The organism is Duganella sp. AC237 (assembly GCF_979254035.1).
Window position 1 is genome coordinate 3,223,886 of sequence record NZ_CEEDEW010000003.1, and the last position, 18,927, is coordinate 3,242,812.

The 18,927-nt window shown below is 65.1% G+C and carries 17 protein-coding genes; 3 read left to right on the top strand and 14 right to left on the bottom strand.

The genetic code is table 11. The annotated features are described in order from the left end of the window. Positions 1-39: 39 nt before the first annotated feature. Complete coding sequence (locus AC0IYS_RS14575; RefSeq protein ID WP_471708871.1) at positions 40-348, top strand: ArsR/SmtB family transcription factor; 309 nt, start codon at positions 40-42, stop codon at positions 346-348. 29 nt (positions 349-377) lie between these two features. On the opposite strand, the gene AC0IYS_RS14580 is transcribed toward AC0IYS_RS14575, so the two are convergent. The 9 genes from AC0IYS_RS14580 to AC0IYS_RS14620 all read right to left on the bottom strand — a co-directional run bounded on the left by AC0IYS_RS14580 (position 378) and on the right by AC0IYS_RS14620 (position 11,149). Then, positions 378-878, bottom strand: a complete 501-nt coding sequence (locus tag AC0IYS_RS14580; protein WP_471705816.1) for a type III PLP-dependent enzyme domain-containing protein — start codon at positions 876-878, stop codon at positions 378-380. Positions 879-1,003: 125 nt separating this feature from the next. Beyond that, entirely contained in the window at positions 1,004-3,541 is a 2,538-nt protein-coding gene (locus tag AC0IYS_RS14585; protein WP_471705817.1) for a TonB-dependent receptor, read from the bottom strand. A 110-nt stretch (positions 3,542-3,651) separates the two neighbouring features. Continuing rightward, complete coding sequence (locus tag AC0IYS_RS14590) at positions 3,652-4,626, bottom strand: FecR domain-containing protein (protein WP_471708873.1); 975 nt, start codon at positions 4,624-4,626, stop codon at positions 3,652-3,654. A 16-nt stretch (positions 4,627-4,642) separates the two neighbouring features. Next, the gene (locus AC0IYS_RS14595) at positions 4,643-5,140 is read right to left on the bottom strand and encodes a sigma-70 family RNA polymerase sigma factor (protein ID WP_471705818.1); all 498 of its coding nucleotides are present in this window, start codon (positions 5,138-5,140) and stop codon (positions 4,643-4,645) included. A 142-nt stretch (positions 5,141-5,282) separates the two neighbouring features. Further along, positions 5,283-5,612 (bottom strand): MarR family transcriptional regulator, encoded by a 330-nt coding sequence (locus AC0IYS_RS14600; protein WP_471705819.1) that lies wholly within the window; start codon positions 5,610-5,612, stop codon positions 5,283-5,285. Positions 5,613-5,649: 37 nt separating this feature from the next. After that, the gene (locus tag AC0IYS_RS14605) at positions 5,650-6,147 is read right to left on the bottom strand and encodes an REP-associated tyrosine transposase (protein WP_471705820.1); all 498 of its coding nucleotides are present in this window, start codon (positions 6,145-6,147) and stop codon (positions 5,650-5,652) included. A 139-nt stretch (positions 6,148-6,286) separates the two neighbouring features. After that, positions 6,287-7,510 (bottom strand): Ca2+-dependent phosphoinositide-specific phospholipase C, encoded by a 1,224-nt coding sequence (locus AC0IYS_RS14610; protein ID WP_471705821.1) that lies wholly within the window; start codon positions 7,508-7,510, stop codon positions 6,287-6,289. A gap of 9 nt (positions 7,511-7,519) precedes the next feature. Then, complete coding sequence (locus AC0IYS_RS14615) at positions 7,520-9,784, bottom strand: TonB-dependent receptor (protein WP_471705822.1); 2,265 nt, start codon at positions 9,782-9,784, stop codon at positions 7,520-7,522. 123 nt (positions 9,785-9,907) lie between these two features. Next, positions 9,908-11,149, bottom strand: coding sequence for a TetR/AcrR family transcriptional regulator (locus AC0IYS_RS14620; protein ID WP_471705824.1), 1,242 nt, complete (start codon positions 11,147-11,149; stop codon positions 9,908-9,910). A 131-nt stretch (positions 11,150-11,280) separates the two neighbouring features. On the opposite strand from AC0IYS_RS14620, the gene AC0IYS_RS14625 reads away from it, so the two are divergent. After that, a complete protein-coding gene (locus tag AC0IYS_RS14625; protein WP_471705825.1) occupies positions 11,281-13,401 on the top strand; it encodes a LamG-like jellyroll fold domain-containing protein in 2,121 nt (706 codons plus the stop codon). Between the two features lie 130 nt (positions 13,402-13,531). Here AC0IYS_RS14625 and AC0IYS_RS14630 read toward each other — a convergent pair whose 3' ends face one another. Continuing rightward, positions 13,532-15,076, bottom strand: a complete 1,545-nt coding sequence (locus AC0IYS_RS14630) for a cryptochrome/photolyase family protein (protein ID WP_471705826.1) — start codon at positions 15,074-15,076, stop codon at positions 13,532-13,534. Continuing rightward, a complete protein-coding gene (locus AC0IYS_RS14635) occupies positions 15,073-16,320 on the bottom strand; it encodes a DASH family cryptochrome (RefSeq protein ID WP_471705827.1) in 1,248 nt (415 codons plus the stop codon). Before AC0IYS_RS14635 ends, AC0IYS_RS14630 begins: the two co-directional genes overlap by 4 nt. 164 nt (positions 16,321-16,484) lie before the next feature. Between AC0IYS_RS14635 and AC0IYS_RS14640 the strand changes: the two genes are divergently transcribed. Further along, a complete protein-coding gene (locus AC0IYS_RS14640) occupies positions 16,485-16,676 on the top strand; it encodes a TIGR02450 family Trp-rich protein (protein WP_471705828.1) in 192 nt (63 codons plus the stop codon). A gap of 22 nt (positions 16,677-16,698) precedes the next feature. Here the strand turns inward: AC0IYS_RS14640 and AC0IYS_RS14645 are convergent, their stop codons facing one another. From AC0IYS_RS14645 to AC0IYS_RS14655, 3 genes are all read right to left on the bottom strand, one after another. Continuing rightward, complete coding sequence (locus tag AC0IYS_RS14645) at positions 16,699-17,124, bottom strand: BLUF domain-containing protein (protein ID WP_471705829.1); 426 nt, start codon at positions 17,122-17,124, stop codon at positions 16,699-16,701. Positions 17,125-17,142: 18 nt separating this feature from the next. Next, positions 17,143-17,850: a GTP cyclohydrolase I gene (gene folE, locus AC0IYS_RS14650; RefSeq protein WP_471705830.1), complete on the bottom strand. Its 708-nt coding sequence runs from the start codon at positions 17,848-17,850 to the stop codon at positions 17,143-17,145. A 68-nt stretch (positions 17,851-17,918) separates the two neighbouring features. Beyond that, the gene (locus AC0IYS_RS14655) at positions 17,919-18,884 is read right to left on the bottom strand and encodes a MerR family transcriptional regulator (protein ID WP_471705831.1); all 966 of its coding nucleotides are present in this window, start codon (positions 18,882-18,884) and stop codon (positions 17,919-17,921) included. Positions 18,885-18,927: the final 43 nt, after the last annotated feature.

An 18,927-nucleotide genomic window follows, 5' to 3' on the forward strand; every position in this document is an offset into this window, starting at 1 on the left:
CAATGGAAGAAGTATAGCGCAAGGTGTATGATTCTGCTCATGCGTCCCTACAAACATCCCACCCCCGACGAATTCGTGCTTGAACGCGTGCTGTACGCGCTCAGTGACTCGATACGCCTGGAAATCGTCCGGCATCTGGCGCAAGTGGACGGCGCCACCTGCGGCGAGCTCGACGGCGGCCGCCCTAAATCGACCGTATCGCACCATTTCAAGGTGCTGCGCGACGCCGGGCTGGTGCACACGGAAACGGCGGGCACCGCCCACATGAACACGCTGCGCCGCGCCGACATCGACGGCCGCTTTCCCGGCCTGCTGGCGGCGGTGCTGGCGCAGCCGCCGCTAAGCTGATCCAATCTCGCTCATTTTAATCCGATGGTTCACGCCCCGACCAGGCAGTCGCCGGCGCGCAGCCGGTCGACGTGGACATCCTGCGCCAGCACGTCCTTCGGCGGGCATAGCTCGCCGCAAATTGTCACCACGTCGCCGGCAAGGGCCGGACGGGCGAATGGATAGGGCCACCGCTCGCGCGGCACGATCGAGAACGCATGATTGTGTTGCCACGATACGGGCAGGCGGAAGTGGTGGGAGCCGCCGCGCAGGATGGCAAAGTTTTTGCCGTGCGTGGTCTTGATGTCGATCACCTCGCTGACGTACACGCCACAATCGGCGCTGATAAAGCGGCCGCACTCGAAGATCAGCTGGAAGCCGGGCTTGAACTGGTCCATCAATCCCGCCAAGCCGGTGCAGAACAGCGGCCAGTCGAACTGGCGCGCCGGCTCGGCGTAGGTGACGCCGATGCCGCCGCCGACGTTAAGCCACGCGAAGTCGATCCGATAGGTATCCTGCCACGCCTGCGCCAGTGCGAGATTGTGCCGCACTGATAATGATTCGCATTCACTGTTGAGCGGATTGCGCCCGTTGCATGTGATGCGCGGAGACCGCATCTTTGTGGGATGCGGCGCCGCGCGGCTACTGACATGTTTTTTTTACAGATGGCGCCGGCTTACCACCGGCGGTTATAGCTGACACTCAACGCCGCGCCGGTGGCCGGCAAACGGCTGGTATTGTTGCTGTTGCGCATAAGCTGGCTGTAGGCGGGCAGATAGTAGCGGTCCAACAGGTTTTCGATGCCGACCGTGACGGTGTCGCGGGTCGTCCATTGCAGGCGCGCGATCAGGTCGACCGTGGTGTAGCTCGACACATCGCGCCGGCCAAAGCTGGTCAGGCCGTTCAGGCGCGAATCGCGGGCGCCGAAGTGGGTCGCCTGCAGGCGGGCGCTCCAGAGGCCGCCGGGCTTGTACTGCGCATAGGCGGTGACCTTGGTCGGCGGAATGCGGTAGCCGGTCATGGTCTGGTCCGAGCTGCCGCCCTGCGGCGTCTCGCGGCCCGACATCGCCGTCAACGTCGCGCCGCCGCCCCACGGGCTGGACTGCGGCAGGTAGTCGACGCTCGCTTCCAGGCCGCGAATCTTCTCGGCGGTGCGGGTCAGTATCAGGCCGTTGTTAAAGCTTTGCACGTCGCCCAGCTTGGAGGTCGTGTAGAACACCGCCAGCGCGCCGCTGACCTCGCCGACGCCGCCGCGCCAGCCCAGCTCGTAGTTATTGGTCTTGACCGGCTCCAGCGAGGACGACGCCAGGTTGAACGCCGGCGTGGCGTTGCGGATTTGCAGGCCCATGTCCGGTAGTTGGAAGCCCTGGCTGAACGAGGCGTACAGTTCCTGGCCGGCGACCGGTTTGAAGACGGCGCCGAGATTGCTCATCCAGGCGTCGTACGACAGTTTTCCGCCGCGCACCTGCTGCGGGTTGGCGAAGCGGATTTGCGACAGCGGCACGAAGTCGTCGAAGCGTGCGCGCGCATGTTCGTAGCGCAGGCCGCCCTCGAACGACCATTCCTGGTTGAGTTTGTACTGCGCCTGGCCGAAGCCGCCGATGCTGCGCGTCGTCAGCGGCGGCATGTACAGCATCGTTCGGCTCGGCTGGAACACCTTGCCGCCGCTGGCGTCGTAGGCGGCGGCGTTGAAAAAGTCGTCCGGCATGTCGCTGCGCTCCTGGTTGAAGTCCAGGCCCCACAGCAGTTTCAGGTTGGCCGCCAGCGGGGTGTCGACGGTGGCGCGGCCGCCCCAGACTTCCGAGTTTTGCATTACCTGGTCGACGTTGTTGCCGCGCGTCGACACGGCGCGGGCGTCGAACGGGGTGAAGCGGGTGAAGTAATCGCGGTAGTACAGCTGGGTCGACAGCGCGCTGCCGGCGACATCCTGGTGTTGGTAGCTCGCGCTGAGCAAGGTGTTGCGCAACTGGTTCTGGTCGTCCAGGCGCAGGCCGTCGACCGGGCGCGCCACGGCGCTGCCGGCCGGCAGGCGCGCCACCGACGGATCGGAGCCGTAGTCGCTGTCCTGCTCGGCGACATAGCGGCTGGCGGCAAACTGCACGCGCTGGTCGCGGTCGATGCGGAAACCGACCTTGCCGCCGAAGGTGTAGTTGTCGCTGTCGAACAGGTCGCCCTGGCTCGGTTCGGGCGCGATGCGCTTGCCCTTGCCGTCGTACGAGGCGCCGATGTGCTGCAGGCCGACATTGACGGCGTAATCGACCGCGCCGCTGGCGCCCGACATGTAGTGGCTGACCTCGCCGCCCAGGCCGTCGCTGCCGAGGCGCGACAGCGGCGAGCGCAGCGAGAAGGCGGTTTCGGCGTACGGCGCGCCCCCGGCCGGGCGCGTGGTGATGGCGATGATGCCGCCGCTGGCGCCGGACCCGTAGATCGCGCTGCTGCCGCGCAGCACTTCGACCTTGTCGATGCTGGCCAGGTTCAGCGCCGCCATGTTGCGCGCCGAATCGCGGTTGGTGTTGAGGGGGATGCCGTCGACCAGGACCAGCGAGTTGCGCCCGCGCAGGGTCTGGCCGTAGTCGGTGATGGTGCGGCTCGAATCGGCCATGCCGGGGACGGCCTTGCTGAGCACGGTGGCCAGGCTGTCGGAGGCCTGGCGCAGCTCGTCGAGCTCGTCGCGTTCGATGACGGTGCTTTGGCGGGTCGGACGGATCAAGGTGCTGTTGGTGCGCTGCGCGCTCACTTCGACGGCGGGCATTTCGACCACGGCAATGTCGGTGCGGGCAGTCCGGCCAGCGGGGGCGGACGCAGCCGCCGCCGGTGCGGCTACGGCGGCCGATGCGACGGCGGCCGGTTTGAGCGTAAAGCCGCCGCCGGTAAGGCGCTGCGCCTGCAGGCCGCTGCCTTTCAGCAACTGCGAAAAACCGTCGTCGACCGATACGGTCGCGCGCAGGCCGCTACTGGTCTTGCCGTCCAACAGCGCGGCATCGAACGACAGCGCCACGCCCGCGCGGGCGGCAAAGCGCGACAGCGCCGGACCCAGCGGGCCGGCGGCAATATCGTAGGACTGGACGGCGTCGGCCGGCGCCTGTGCCTGGGCAAGCGGCGCCAACGCGGCCGCCGACAACACGGCGGCGGCATAGGTGATTGCCACCGACAACGCGGTGCGCCGGAAGACGGCCTTGCCGGCGGTTCGCGAGGTTTGCTGCTGATGACTCATTACTGGCCTTTCGCTGATCAAATGTGGTGTTCTTATTTGATATGTCGAACGAGATCGCGGAAAGGCTCAATTATTTTTGGATTTTTTTAAATATTTTTCAGGCCGGCCCATCAGGCCGGCCCGACGGTTGCCCAGAAACGGGTCACATAGCGCAGCTTGACCGGCTGGGTTTGCTCGAGGAGCGACAAGGTCAGGTCGGTGTCCGTCAGCGAGAACGCGCCCGACACCGCAAGTCCGGCGACGGCCGGCGCGCAGCGCAGCGTGCCGGGTCGGTAGCGGTTCAGCTCGGCGACGAAGCGCGCCAACGGCATGCGGTCGGCGATCAGCATGCCGTGCTGCCAGGCGATCGCGGCCTCGTCGGCCTCCGAGGACGGCTCGACGCGCGCGCGGGAAAACACCGACTGGCGGCCGGCCGCAATGACGGCGGCGGCCGCTGGTGCGTCGCGCGGCCGCAGCTCGACCGCGCCCTCGAACACCGACACCTGGCTGCGCTGGTCGAGCTGGCGCACGACGAAGCGGGTGCCGAGCGCGCGGATCGCCCCTTCGCCGACGCCGACCAGGAACGGGCGTGGCGGGCGGGCGCCGTCCCTGGCGGTGGTGATGAGAATCTCGCCGCGGCGCAAGTGGACCATGCGGCGCGCGCGATCGTAAGCGACGTCGATGTGGGTATCGGTGTTCAGCGTGATCCGGGTGCCGTCGTCGAGCACGATGTCGCGGCGTCCGCCGGTCGCCGTGCGGAAGCCGCCGGCGTCGGGCCAGGGGGCGTTGCGGTAGGCCATCCAGCCGATCGGCCCGGCCACCAGCAGCGCCGCCACCAGCTTGACGGCGCCGCGCCGCTCGCGCGTCGACATGGTCTTGAGCGCAGTGGCGCCGGAGGGCGGCAAGGCGCCGAACTTGCCCATCAACGCGGTCGCTTTTTCCCACGCCAGCTCGTGCTCGGTACTACGCTGGCGCCATGCGTCGAGCTGCGCGCGTTCTTGCTGGCTCAGCGGACCGTCGTGCAATTCCATCAGCCAGGTGGCCGCCTCGGTCAGGATCTGTTTTGAAATCGCCGCCCGGTCGGGCGGGGCGGGCCGCAAGCCCACCTTCACGCGACGCCCGTCACAATGCTGCCAGGCAGCGACGGAAGGCCAGCACCATGTGGCGCTTGACCGTGCTCAGCGACAAGTTCAGCAGCGCGCAGATCTCGGCGTAGCTCAGGCCGTCGAGCTGGGCCAGCAGGAACACCTGCCGGGCTTTGTTAGGCAGGCGGTCGAGGATGTTATCGATTTCGGTCAGCGTCTCAAGCACGGCCAGACGATCCTCCGGCGACGGCTGGACGGCCTCGGGCTGCGTGGCCAGCGCCTCCAGATAGGCGTTTTCAAGTTTCCTGCGGCGCAGATGGCTGACCATCAGTCCCTTGGCGACGGCGGTCAGATAGGCGCGCGGCTCGCGCAAATCCTGCGGCAGGCGCGCCGTCAGCAGCCGCACAAAGGTATCCTGGGCCAACTCGGCGCCCAGATTGCGGCAATTGAGCTTATGGCCCAGCCAAGTGGCAAGCCAGCCGTGATGCTCGTTATAGAGCGTGCCTATTTGTCGATGCGCGTCAGCGTTGGACATGCTTGTTTCCGTTCAGCGGAGGGCCAGACATCAAAATCTTAATGAGAATTATTCTCACTATAACGTGAGTTGTCTGGTTTAGCAACTTTCCGCCGCACGCCAGCGCGCTAGCTGGGGTCAAGTCTAACATTCGTGCACGATCTCATCCTAAGCGCCGTCGACGCCCCCATTTTTTTTCCAGCGCGGCGACTGCACGGCTCACGGTCTGGGCAGATACGCCAAAATGGGCGGCAATTTGATTCATAGAAAAGGCCGTCGACCGATACGCCTGCGCCATGGCCATATCGCGAGGCGAAAATCTCAGCTGATACTCATCAAGCGACATCGCCAGCGCACGCCTTTGCGTTCTGACAACCTCTTCCGACACGAGCTCCTCGACCGATTTCCGATGCTCTGCGATAAACGCCTCGTCGCCAAGAATACATTGAAACGAAACATTCTCTAACGGGTTTGCCGCGCCAATTCCCGCCATCACGAAGTTTCGATAGGCATCGATGGCCGTTGGGTGGTCAGGGCCAAAGCCGGCCAGCAGCCAGTCTTGCGTGAGCCAGGAGGGGGGGCGGCCGCTTGCTCAACATGGCGCGGTAGCTGCTCCATTCCCAGTTCTCTGGCGAATCGACAATGCCGGCGCGGACGGGATTCAAGACGATGTAGCGCGCCAGCTCGTGTAGATAGCTCTCCTTCTGCACGAGGACGGCGTGGTAGCGGCCTTGCATCACATGCCCGGCCAAGTCGTGGCGGCGATTGAAACGTTGGGAATACGCGCTGTTTAGTTGACGCATGCCTTGCCCGAGATTGCCTTCGGGCGTCTCGATGAGTAAATGGAAGTGGTTCGTCATGAGGCAAAACGCATGGACCATAAAATGAAACCGTTTGCACATCCGTTCAGCTTCCTCAAGCCATGCGCGACGATCTGTCCGGTCGCGAAAGATGCTCTCACGTCGGTTGCCACGGCAAGTGACGTGATAGAGTGCGCCGGGAAATTCTAGTCTAAGTGGTCGGGCCATCGCCTCAATCTAGCAGGCGAGCATCGAGCGTTGCTGATCGAACGCAAAAGTAGTTCGCGCCCGGTCCAGTAATGTCACATCGCGAACATGAGAGGCTGAGGTCGTGTACGAATGTTAGACTTGACCCCCGTGTGGGTAGTTAGCGGCCAGCCGGGTTGCAGGTGTCCGGAGAATGCGGTCGGCAGCGGGCCGTCCCGCCGCCGGGCAGCCGCACGACATAGCTGGTGCCGTAGCCGTTGCCCGGCACCTCGAAATCGGTGGAGACCATTTGCGCGCCGCTGGCGAAGGCGGCGTTGGCGCGCTCCAGGCTGTTGATCTTGGCCTCGTGGGTTTCGATGTCGGTGCGGGTGCGGATCAGGTAGCCTTCCTGCACATAGCGTTTGATCTCGGCTGACCTTAGCAGGGCGTTGTCGTACATCAGAAAGGCGGCGTGCTCCTCGCCGGGCTGCGCGCGCAGGAAGGCCATGCGGCCGCGCAAGGATGGGTGGCCCTTCAGATAGTCGGCGGTCGTGCCCGGGCCGTTGGCGGTTAGTATCATGAACACCACCTTGCCGCGCGCGTCGCCCAAGGTCGGCCAGTTGCCGGCGCGGACCGCCTGGTTCAGCGTCGGGTAGTCGCCCCGCACGTCGTCCGGCGTGATGATGCGCTCCCGGCCCATCACCTCGACCAGCTCGCGGTCGAGATCGTCAAATAGCGCCGGCGTGAACGGCACGGTGCGCGTGGCGCCCGGCAGGATGGGCATGTCCTGGTTCTTCGCTTCGATCAGAAGGAACAGCGGCACGTGGCGCGGATGCGCCTCCGACCACGCGCGCACTTGTTGCAAACAGAGCCGCAGCGTGGGACAGCTGCTGCGGAAATCGATGTCCGGAATGTGCAGCACCTTGAAGCCGGGCTTGTCGAGGCCGGTATCGTCGAACGGCAGCAGATCGGTGACACCGCGTTCGCGCAGCATCCGATAGGCGACCGGGGAAGAGTACAGGCCGCCCGCGGGATCGGGATTGATGTCGATCTCGAGGCTGCGCACGCCCATGTCGAGCTGTGCTGCCAGGCCGGGATGCGCATACTTCAACATCTCGCCGGGGATCATCGGATTCGGATGCTCCTCCGTGAACAGCGCGCGCGCGGCCGGCGACATGCGGTCGATGACGGTGTCCAGGGTCTTGCCCAGCTTTTCCTCGAACAGCGCCGAGACGTGCGGGTCCAGTCCCTGGCTGTAGCTGTTGTGGGTGCCCAGCACCTGGACCTGGTTGATGCGCAGCGTGTCCGGCAGGTCGGGCGCGTCGACGGGTGCGACGGCTGCGGCGACCACACCCCCGCTTAGCAAGCACAGCAGCGCGGCCAGTATCAATAGTTTCGTATTCATGCCCGCTCCCTAGAAATTGTATTTGGCGAATACGCCAACCGTGCGGTAGGCGTTCGGCGTGGTGTAGTGCAGCAGCCCGAGCGGGCCGTATTGCTGCCAGCCGGTCGAGTAGTAGCGGTTGAACAGATTGCGCCCGTAAACGCCGTATTCGATGGCGCTGTCGTCCGGCGACAGCGTGACGCGCGCATTGGCCAACGCATAGCCCGGCACGCGGGAATAGGCCGGTTGGCCCACGACGGTCCACAGCTCGCTGCGGACGGACAAGTCCATGTGCGCCTTGAGCAGCAGCCTGGCGCCGACGGAAGTCTGGTAGTCGAGCCCGAGGTTGCCGGCCCAGCGCGGCGCGTTGCTTAGACGGCTGCCGGTGTAGCTGGTCTTGGCGTCGTAGACGTAGTCGGTGTATTTTCCGTTGGTGTAGTTCAGCGAGCCGCTCAAGGTCAGCGCCGGCGCCGCGCGCCACGTCACGCCGACTTCCGCGCCGGTGCTGCGCAGCGCGCCGGCGTTGCCGATCACCGCCTGCAAGGTCGGATTGCCCGGAATCATGGTCATCAACGTGGTCTGGAAATCCGTGAACTTTTCGGCGAACACATTGGCGTTGAGCCTGAGCGTACGGCCCAACAGCTCCGATTTGACGCCCAGCTCGAAGCTCTTCACCGTTTCGTCGCGGTAGGGATTGTATTTATTGCCGACGAACGCCACGCCGCCCGGTTTGTAGCCCGTGGTGTAGTTGGCGTAGACCATCACGTCCTTGGACAGCTTGTACTGCGGCGACAGGCGGTACGAGAAATTGTTCCCACTGACCGTGCCTGCCGGATAAAGCGGTGGCGCGCTGGTTGCCGCGAAGGTGTTTTTGACGCCGGTGATCGGTTCGCTCGGCAGGTCGATATAGCTCAGGGATTGGCTGTTGCGGTCGCGCGTGTAGCGCGCGCCCACGCCGATGCTGGCCTGGGGCGTGAGGTTGAACTTCAACTGGCCGAAGGCCGCCGTGGTGACATTACGGGCGTCGAACAGCGAGGCGTTGCCGTTGCGGCCGATGGCGCCGGTCAGCGTGTACAGCTGGGTCAGCGGCACGCCGGAAGGGGAGATCAGTGGTGCGCCGAGCGTCGCCCATTGCAACTGCGTCTGCTCGGCGTCGAGCTTGTTGTAGAACAGGCCGCCGACGTACTCGATGAAGCGCTCGCCGCCCGACGCCACGCGGATCTCCTGGCTGTACTTGGACGTGTCGAGCGCGCCCCGGTTGTAGGGGACGTAGGCATAGATATTGTGCGGCACCAGATTGGCCGGGGTATCGCTGTCGAAGGTCGAGCCGCGATAGGCGGTGATCGAGGTTAGCGTCGCGTCGCCCAGCTTGTAGCGCAGGCGCAGCGACGTGCCCCATTCCTCGGTGGTCAGCTGGCCAAACGAGGCGTCGGCGTTGTCGGCGTTTTGCGGACCGGGCGTGACGCCGGCGGCAAGCTGCGCGGCGGTGACGGCGGCCGGCGCGCCGGAGACGGCGGTGCGGATGTTGCTGTCCCAGTGACGTTGGTAGTCGTTCGACAGGATCACTTCCAGATCGCTGCCCGGGTTGAACAGCAGGCGCGCCCGGTAGCCGTGCTCCTTGACCTCGCCCAGCTTGCGGCGCAAGGTGGTGTAGGTGCCATAACCGTCCTGGCCCTGGTCGAAGGCCGAGATGCGCAACGCGGCGCTGTCGCCCAGCGGCGCGTTGACGGTGGCGTTGACAAGGTGGTCGCGGCGCTGGCCGTAGCTGACGCCGGCGTTGGCGGACCAGCGTTTGAGCTCGGGTTTTTCGGTCGTCACCGAGATCACGCCGGAGGTGGCGTTTTTGCCGAACAAGGTGCCTTGCGGCCCCATCAACACGTCGACGCGCTGGATGTCCACCAGGCCGATCAGGCCGTTGGCGCGCTGCGCGTCCATCACCACATCGTCGACCACCACGCTCACCGACTTGGCGTTGGAAAAATCGAACGATTGGCTGCCCACGCCACGAATTTGGAACGCCGCGCCCTGGGTCGGGTCGTACTGCAGGCCGGGCACCAGATATTGCAGGTCGGTCACGGACTGGTAGCCGGAGTCCTCCAGCGCCTTGCCGCTGACGGCGGTCACGGCGATCGGCACGGTTTGCAGGTTTTCGCTGCGGCGCTGCGCGGTGACGATCACCGGCGCCAACTCGGCGGACGGGGCGGCGCGGTTGGCGTCGGTTTCGGCCGCGTAGGCGCTGCCGCAGGCGGCGGCGCACAGCAGCATCGCGCCGCGATAAGAGGAGGTCGTAGTCATGCTTTCCCTGGAGGTATAGGTGTGTGAAAGCCATGACTGTAACAGCCGATTGTGACCACTAAATTACAAATGGTCGATAAATATCAACTTCAAAACTATATAAAAATACGATTGGTCGAACTCTCATCGATCTCCGAGGTAGCCGAGGAGCCGTCGGTACACGGGCACGAACCCGTCTTTTTGCGCGAGGGGAAGGGTGCAGGTATAGCCGATCAAGCCGACCGAGGCAATCTGCGCCGCCAGCATATCGATGCCGGGAAGCGTGGGCGACACGCGGCGCAGGATCTTGACCAGGTTGATGCCCCGGCGGCGGCGCATGTCTGCCGCGCTCGGGGCAAGCCTGGGCATGCGCGCCGCCGCGATGGCCAGCGCAAAGGTCGCGCGGCCGACATCGAGGCCATGGTCGCCAAGATTGTTCATGCGGTCTGGGGCGGCGGTCAGATCGCCCGACAGCGCGCCTTCGTCGACCGCGCGCAGCACGTGCGAAATGATGAATTCCAGTCCGGCGACGACCAGATCCTGCTGGGTCGCGAAGCGGTAAATCAGCGTTGTATGCGGCACGCCGGCCTCGGCCGCGATGGCGCGGTGGGTCAGGGCCCCCACGCCGCGCTCGGTGAGCGCGATGGCGCAGGCGCGCGCGGCCTTGCCCGGCCAGTCGGCGGGCACGTCGACCCCGTGGCCGACGGCGACCTCGCCTTCGCGGTAATCCAGTTCATCGAACAAGGCTGCGAAGATGGCGTCGTCTTCGGCGGTGGTCGCTGCCGACGCGGAAACGCCGGAGAACAGCCGACGCAGACACAGGCGCCGCAGCATCCGGTAGGCCGGCTGTTGGTCGAGGCTGATGCTGAAGGCGAGTTCGTCGACAAAGTATCCGCCCAGCCAGCCGCTGTCGGTCAAGGCTGTCGACAGGCCCGCGCGGGCGCCGAGCTGGGCCCAGAAGCCCATGCGCTCGTCCAGCCATGGCGAGAACGCGGCGCGCAGTGGTTCGTCCCAGCCGCCACTCTGGAGTATCTCCAGGAACAGCAGCGAGAAGTCGCGGTGGCGCACCGCCAGTTCCTGCAAGATGGTATCGGCCAGATCGGCCGCCAATGCGGGGCTCAAAGTATCCAGCTTTGCCAGCGTGGCGCGCCAGCCGGCGAAGACGCCCTGTTCCTTGGCGTGGGCGGTGCGGCACACGGCCGCGACGACATCGGCGCGCGTCCCGTAGTGGTTGCTCAGCACGGTGACCGAGACGTTCAGGCTTTCCGCCAGCGGCCGCAGCGCGAGTCCCGCCCAGCCGTCTTGCGCGACGATGCCGCAGGCGGCGGCCAGTAAATCGCTATCCTTTGGCGCCTTGCCGCGCTTACCTGCAGTTGGTGCTGTCAATTTATTTCCCGGGTGTTGAACGCGACGAGTAAGTGTCGATCATAACTGATCGGGAGCGCGCGCTTGGTCATCAGGCCGTCATTCTTCCACCCTAGACTTAGCGCTCCACAATTTTTTTGAGCACCAGTCAAATGAAGAAACCAGGCGAAATCACTTCCCCGACAACCTCCGTCGAACCGGCCGCCGCGCCAAAGCCGCAGCGCCGCGCCTTGCTGAAAATGGGCCTGGCGTCGGCGTCGGGCCTGTCCGTCGGCGGCTTGCTGGCGGGTTGCGGCGGAGGCAATAGCGACATCGGCAACACCGGCAACGGCGGTGGCACCGCGCCCGTCGTCGTGCCGCCGAGCACGCAGATTTCCAGTTTCGCCCTGGCCGTCTTGCCGGACACCCAGTTCTATTCGCGTTACGCGACCTCGTCGGAAAGCAATCAATATCAGCGCCACTATGGCAACGAGCCGTTCGCCGCGCAGACCAACTGGGTGGCGCGCAACGCCGCCGCGTTGAACATCCCGTTCCTGATCCACTTGGGCGACGTGGTCGACCAGGTCGGCAAGCCGGAGCAGTGGAAGGTGGCCGACAGCGCCATGCAGGTGCTGGAAGTGGCCAAGCTGCCGTACTCCATCCTGGCCGGCAACCACGACGTCGTGAACGACCTGGACTACAACGGCGACCAGACCAAGGGCACCGACACCCAGCGCGTGCTGGCCAACGAGCCGTATCTGCAATGGTTCGGCACCCGCCGCGCGCAACGCCAGGCCACCTTTGGCGGTCGCGACAGCACCGGCTTCCACGAGTACCACATCTTCACCGCGCAGGAGCAAAAGTTCATGGTGCTGTCGCTGTCGTGGCGCATCTCGGACGCCGGCATCGCCTGGGCGCGCAAGGTGATGGCCGACAATCCGACCTTGCCGGTGATCCTGGTCAACCACCAACTGCTGAACATCGCGGCCGACGCGCTCAGCCCGCTGGAGACCGACTACGGCAAGATGCTGTGGGAAAAACTGATCCGCGACAACGATCAGATCTTCATGACATTGAACGGCCACCACCACGGCGCCGCGCGCCTGACCAAGACCAATAACTTCGGTAACGCGGTCGAGGAAATGGTGGTCGACTACCAGATGGACTACCAGGGCGGCAACGGCTTGATGCGCCTGTACGAATTCGACCTGACCAACAACCAGATCAAGGTGCTGTCGTTCTCGCCGTGGGTGCCGATGAAGCCGGCCGACACGCTCAACGCCTTCGACCGCGCCGTGCTCACCGAGCCGAACGAAGCGTTCACCATCAACCTCAACTTCGCCAAGCGCTTTGCGCGCTTCAACGCCACCTTCGGCACCGGCAAGGCGACGGTGGCGTCGTCGCTGGTGGAGCAGGCCAAGGCGCTGGTGCTCAAGGGTTATACGGAACCGGCCGTGGTGGTGGCGGCCGCGCCGAAAGACGCGGACGATTATCCAAAAGTGGCGTCGACCGTGGCGCACTGGCGCTTCTACGGCGGCGCCGAAGGCGCGGCGGTGGCGCCCGGCACCCGCATCGCCGACGTCACCGGCGCCAACCCGTTGACGCGCGACGCGCTCAACAAGGGCGGCATCGTCGGCGCCGAGGCCGGCGATATCGTCTGGAGCAGCGACCGCCACCGCCTGTCGTCGGCGCCCGGGTCGGTCAGCTTCATCAACACCGACAAGAACACGCCGCGCCTGAGCTATTTCGTCACCGACCCGACGGCCGCGATCAACGCCCAGACCTTCGCCAAGACCGGCTACACGATCGAAGCCTTCGTCAAGATCAACCAGGCGTGGGACAAGACCAGGCATGCGTGGATGAACATCATGACGCGCGACGGCAAGCGCGGCAGCCTGGCCGGCTTCGACGGCGGCGATCCGGAATCGCCGCCGCTGCTGTTCGCCATCTCCAGCCTGCGCGAAGTGCAATGGGAAGTGGTGCCGGACGTGGTGGGCGCGCGTGGCGGCCTGGCCAGCTGGTCGGGCGAGATCATCGCCGGCACGTGGGTGCACATCGCCATCGTCAACGATCCGGTCACGCACGACACGGTGATGTATGTGGAAGGCGCGCCGGTGCTGCGTAACAGCAGCAATGTCGTCGGCCTGGCGACGCTGTCGGCGACGTCGCAATGGGTGGTGGGCGGCGGCTCGTGGGATGGCGCGCGCGCCGACGGCTTCTTCGGCAACATCGGCGAGGTGCGGGTGGCGGCGGCCGCGCTGCCGGCCGCGCAGTGGCTGACGGCGCGACGGTAATGAGTTGAACCAGGCAATCGTCTAAAACACGTAGGGCGGATTAGCGAAGCGTAATCCGCCATGCCTGCGCCGTCGGCGGCGCATAGATGGCGGATTACGGCGTTCCGCCTAATCCGCACTACGTGTTTTCTCACAAATCCGCCAATGTGGCGCGCGTGTGCGCGGCCTGCTTCTTCAGCGCCTCCAGTGCTGGTTTGTCCATGCGTTTGAGTTGCAGATACACCATGTTAAGCCGGTTGTTTTTGCCCAGCGACGCCCGATTGCGCTCAAAAAAATCCCAGTACATCGCGTTGTAGGGGCAGGCCTTCTCGCCGACGCGCGCCTTCTTGTCGTAATGGCAGCCCTTGCAATAATCGCTCATGCGGTCGATATACGCCGCGCTCGATACATACGGCTTGGTGGCCAGCAAACCGCCATCCGCATACTGGCTCATGCCCAGCGTATTCGGCAACTCCACCCACTCGAAGGCGTCGATGTAGACCCCCAGATACCACTGATGCAGTTCGTATGGCGACAGCCCGGCCAGCAAGGCGAAATTACCGATGACCATCAGCCGGTTGATATGGTGGCTGTGCGCGTGCTCCAGCGACTGGCCGATCGCGGTTGCCATGCAGCGCATGCGCGTCTCGCCGGACCAGAACCAGTGCGGCAGCGGCGTCGTGTGGTCGAAGGCGTTGAGCCGGTCGTAACCCGGCATGCGGTGCCAGTAGACGCCGCGCACGTATTCGCGCCAGCCCAGTATCTGGCGGATGTAGCCCTCGGCCGATGCCAGCGGCACGGCGCCATCGCGCCACGCCGCCTCGACCCGTTCGATCACGGTGCGCGGATCGAGCATCTTGCTGTTCATCGCGAACGACAGCAGCGAGTGGAACAGGCGCCAGGCCTTGAAGCTCATCGCGTCCTGGAACTGGCCGAAATGCGGCAACGCGTGTTTGACGAAACGCTCCAGCTGTTCGAGCGCCTCGTCGCGGTTCAGCGGCCAACCGAAACCGCCGGCGTTCGGCTGGCCGAAGCTGCGCGCGCCGGCGGCCTGTATCGTGTTCCATAATTCGCTGTGGTCGTGGCGGCCGCGCAGGTCGGCCGGCTCCCACGGCATGCCTTTCCAGGCTTCGCGGTTGTCGTGGTCGAAGTTCCACTGGCCGCCTGCGGGCTTGCCGGTTTCCGATACCAGTACTTTATGGCGCAGCCGCATGTGGCGGTAGAAGCGCTCCATCAGCCAGTTGTCGTGGCCTTCGAACAGTGCCGCCGCCTCGTCGCGGGCGGTGTAGAAATGCTCGGTGTCGTCCATCGCGGCCGGAATGGCCAGGCCGGCCGCGTAGTCGGCCAGCTGGCGGTCAAGCCGGTACTCGTCCGGCGCCTGCCAGCGGAACGCCGCCGCGCCGTAGTGCGCGATCAGATGATCGAGATTGGCGGGAAAGGATTGACGGTTGTCGGGATCGTCGATCGCCAGGTAGTGGACGCGGTGGCCGTCGTCCCGCAGCCGCCGCGCCAAATCGCGCATGGCGGCAAAGATGGCGATGATCTTTTGCGCGTGGTGCAGCACGTAGTCGGTTTCCTGGCGCACTTCCATCATCACGAAGACCACGTCGTCGCTTGGCTGCGAGAACCAGCTGTGCCGGCAGTTGAGCTGGTCGCCCAGAATCAGCTTCAGCGTTGGTTGATCTGGCGTCGTCATGCGTCGCTCCACAGGCGTTGATAAGTGCCGTCCGGGTCGTGGACGCGCGCCTGCCGCTCCGGGTCGAAGCGCCGGCCGCCGCGCGGGTCGGTGCCGCGGCCGGCGATGTAAAGCCAGTTGCCCTGATTCGAATAGACATCGTAGTCGATCAACTGCGCTTCGAACCAGGCCGCGCCGGCGCGCCAGTCGCATTCCAGTTCGTAGATCAGGTAGCTGGCGACGATCTGGCGCATCCGGTTCGACAGGAAGCCGGTGGCCGCCAGTTCGCGCATGCCGGCGTCGACCAATGGCTGGCCGGTTCGGCCTTCACGCCAACGCAGCATCTTTTCATCGTCGTGCGCCGGCTGTGCGGGTAGCGTCGCCAGCAAGCCGCGTTTGCGGTACAGCGCCGCTCCATGCTTCAGATGAAGGAAGCGGAAGTGATCGCGCCACAGTAGCTCGAATCGTATCCAGTAGCTGCTGTCGGTTGCCCCGTTTTGCTCCTCGTAGGCGCGTAACCTGGTGTCGATGGTGCGTGCCGAGACGGCGCCGCTCCAGAGCCAGCGCGAAAATCCGGTTGAAAAGTCGGCGCCGTTGAGTTGGTCGCGGGTGGTCTTGTAAGTGTGGGGCAGGTTGCCGCTGAAGTAGCGGGCGAGGTGCGCGGTCGCCGAGGCCTCGCCACCGCCGGTGCCTGCCTCGCCCAACGCGGCGCCGGTTGGCGCGTGGTCCGGTGGTGGCGGGATGATGGCCGGAGCGGACAACGGTGCGACCGGGCGCGCAGGCGATTTTTCGACCGCGCGGCGAAATTCCGTAAACTGGTTCGGCATGTCGGCGGGTGCGAAGGGCAAACCAGCCGGGTCGAGCATGGTGGATTGCCAGTGCGTCCGGACGTCGATGCCGGCCTTGCGCAGCGCTGCCACCTCGGCCATTTCCTCGGGGGCGGCGATGTCTTCGCAGATGATGGCGGTGGCGCCGGTCTCACGGACCAGCCGGGGCAAGGCGTCGGCCGGCGGGCCGTCGAGCGCCAGCAGGCGGCTGCCGGCCTTGGACAGTGTTTGCTGTAGCTCCTGTAATGCCGAGGCGAGGAGCACCCGTCGGTGCGCTCCGACGCGCTCGAAGCCCCACGCGGTGCCGGTCGCAGGTGGCATGCAGAACACCGGCAGCAGCCGCGTCGCCCGCGCGCATGCCTGTCGCAGGGCTGGATTGTCGGACAGGCGCAGGTCGTTGCGGAACCAGTAGAGCAGGGTGTTTGGCGGGGAGATCATGGTGCGAGCCACATTAGAGGAAGACTATCCGGTCGTCCAGTGCGCACGTTGCGGTCCGCGTGCAAAAATGGTTCAATGGCGGTTCAGTGAATCTAGTTGGAGTAACAGCGATGTTGGAAACCCCGAGCAAACCGGCAATTCGGCTGAGTTCTCAAAAACTCAGGTTGAGCAAATGGACGGCCGTTACGCCAGCCGATAAAGAAAAGCACTTTATGGTGGTGGAGGTGGTCGAGCCTTCCGAAGAGGGCGGCGCGGTGGTCGATATCGTGCTGGAGGCAGTGCACTCGCGCCGCCGGCAAACCATGCCGTGGCGCGAACTGGCCGATGGCGCCAAATGGCGCCAGGGCTGGCTTTAAGATGGATGATGACTGTGAAAGTTCAGGCGCGGCCCAATACCGCCGCTGCCGCCATCAACTCATCGATCAGTGCCAAGGAGCTTTTCCCCGACAGCGAATGCGGGTCGAATTCCGCCGTCGCCGAGTAGCGCAGCAACGTGCCCGGATTGAGCTTGTTCAAATTGGTCTGCCCCATGGTCCAGCCGGAGTAGCGCCGTTCGCAGATTTCCTCGTAATGCAGCAGCACCACGTCGGTATGCCGCGTGTCGCGCAAGATCTCGCCGTACAGGCGGTTGACCTGGTCGCGCCCACCCTCGATCACCTGCAGGTAGGCGCGTTCGCTATGGCACAGCACACCGGTGATGCCGTGCTTCGGATTATAGGCATGCGAGTGCTGCATGATGGCCGTGACGGCGCCCGTTTGGGTGTCGGCGGCCGCGCGGCTGGCGTATAAAAGTCGGACGAGCATTCGTATTCTCCCGTGATATCAGCGTTTGATCAGCGACAGGAACTCGCGCCGCAGGGCCGGGTCCTTCAGGAACGAGCCGTGCATGACGCTATTGATCATGCGCGCATCCATGTCCTTGACGCCGCGCCACTGCATGCAAAAGTGGTCCGCCTCCATGATAACGGCCAGGCCGTCCGGCTGCATTTTCTCTTGCAGCAGATCGGCCAATTGGACCACCGCCTCTTCCTGGATTTGCGGCCGGCTCATGATCCAGCTGGCCAGGCGCGCGTACTTCGACAGGCCGATCAGGGCCGAGTGCTGGTTCGGCATGACGCCGATCCACACCTTGCCGATCACCGGGCACAGATGGTGCGAGCAGGCGCTGCGCACCGTGATCGGGCCGATGATCATCAACTCGTTCAGGTTGGCGGCGTTGGGGAATTCGGTCACCGGCGGCATGTCGACGTAGCGGCCGCCGAACACCTCGTTCATGTACATCTTGGCGACGCGGCGCGCCGTATCCTGCGTGTTATGGTCGCTGACGGTGTCGATGACCAGGCTTTCCAGCACCTTCTGCATATGGCCGCTGACTTCGTCCAGCAGCTGGTCCAGTTCACCCGGTTCGATGTAGGCGGCGATATTGTCGTTGGCGTGAAAGCGCGTGTTGCTGGCGATCAGGCGTGCGCGGATCCGCTCGGAGGCGGTGGTGGTGGCAGGGCGATATGCCGGAAGCTGCTCGGTGGTCATGCGGTAGTCCAATCAGAAATTCAAATAATGAGTACAACTGCGGTTACAGCTACGGGTGCGGCGGGGTTTCACTGCTTGTCGGGCAGGGGCAGGCCTTCGGCGTACGCCAATCGTTCCAGCGCCTGCTCCATCATCACGCGCGCGTGGCCGGCGCTGCGGCCCAGGTCCTCGTGCAGCGCCGCGTCGCCGGCATTGCGATTTTGGCACTGGTAGCTATAGCGCTCGAAACTGGCCAGCATCATCAGTATATCCGCCAGATGGCGCGGGCACTCACAATTGATGCTGGAGGAGGCCGACGACAGCGCGGCCAGCGCCTGGTCGTCGAGGCGGCGCGGCGGCGGCGCCGTGAGCGGACCTGGCGGCGGACGCGCCGCGCCGGTCAGCGCCGTGCTGCATAAAACCGCCACCTCGGCGGCGTCGGACGGCGCGCGCGCCACCAGGCAGCCATGTTCGCGCAGGCGGCGCACGGTGGCGCTGTCGCAGAAGCGGTACAGCACCACCACCGTGCGCACCTGCATCGCGCGGCGCGCGGCCTGGATTTGCGGCAGCGCGTCGGCGCTCATCTCGGACGATTCGATCAGCAGCACGTCGGCCGACACGCCGGCCATCGCCTCGGCCGCGCCTTCGAGCTGGAAGCAGCTCGCGACGATATCGAGTTCCGGCGAGGTGCGGATGGCGCCAAGGCGGCGCGCCAGCGCGGCGCCGGCGACGGCGATCTTGAGCGTTTGCGTGATCGCGCCCGGGCCGGCGGGCGAGGGCGCGGCGCCGGCCAGCGCGATCAATTCGTCGGCCGCAAGCCGGGCCACGGTGCCGATCGCGTGTCCCTGGTCGACCACGCGTTTAAGGAGGCCCAGCCGGCGGACCTGGTCGGCCGAGTACAGGCGCTGGCCATGCGGGGAGCGGTCGACGTCGGAGACGCCATAGCGGCGCTCCCATACGCGCAGGGTTTCCACGGGCAGGCCCGCCAGCCGCGCGGCCACGCCGCTGCGATAGCCGGTGGGCTTCGATTCTGTTTTTTGTTCCGCTTTCGACATGCTGCTCCTCTTTCGTCTATTTTGCGCATTCTAGCATTTTGCG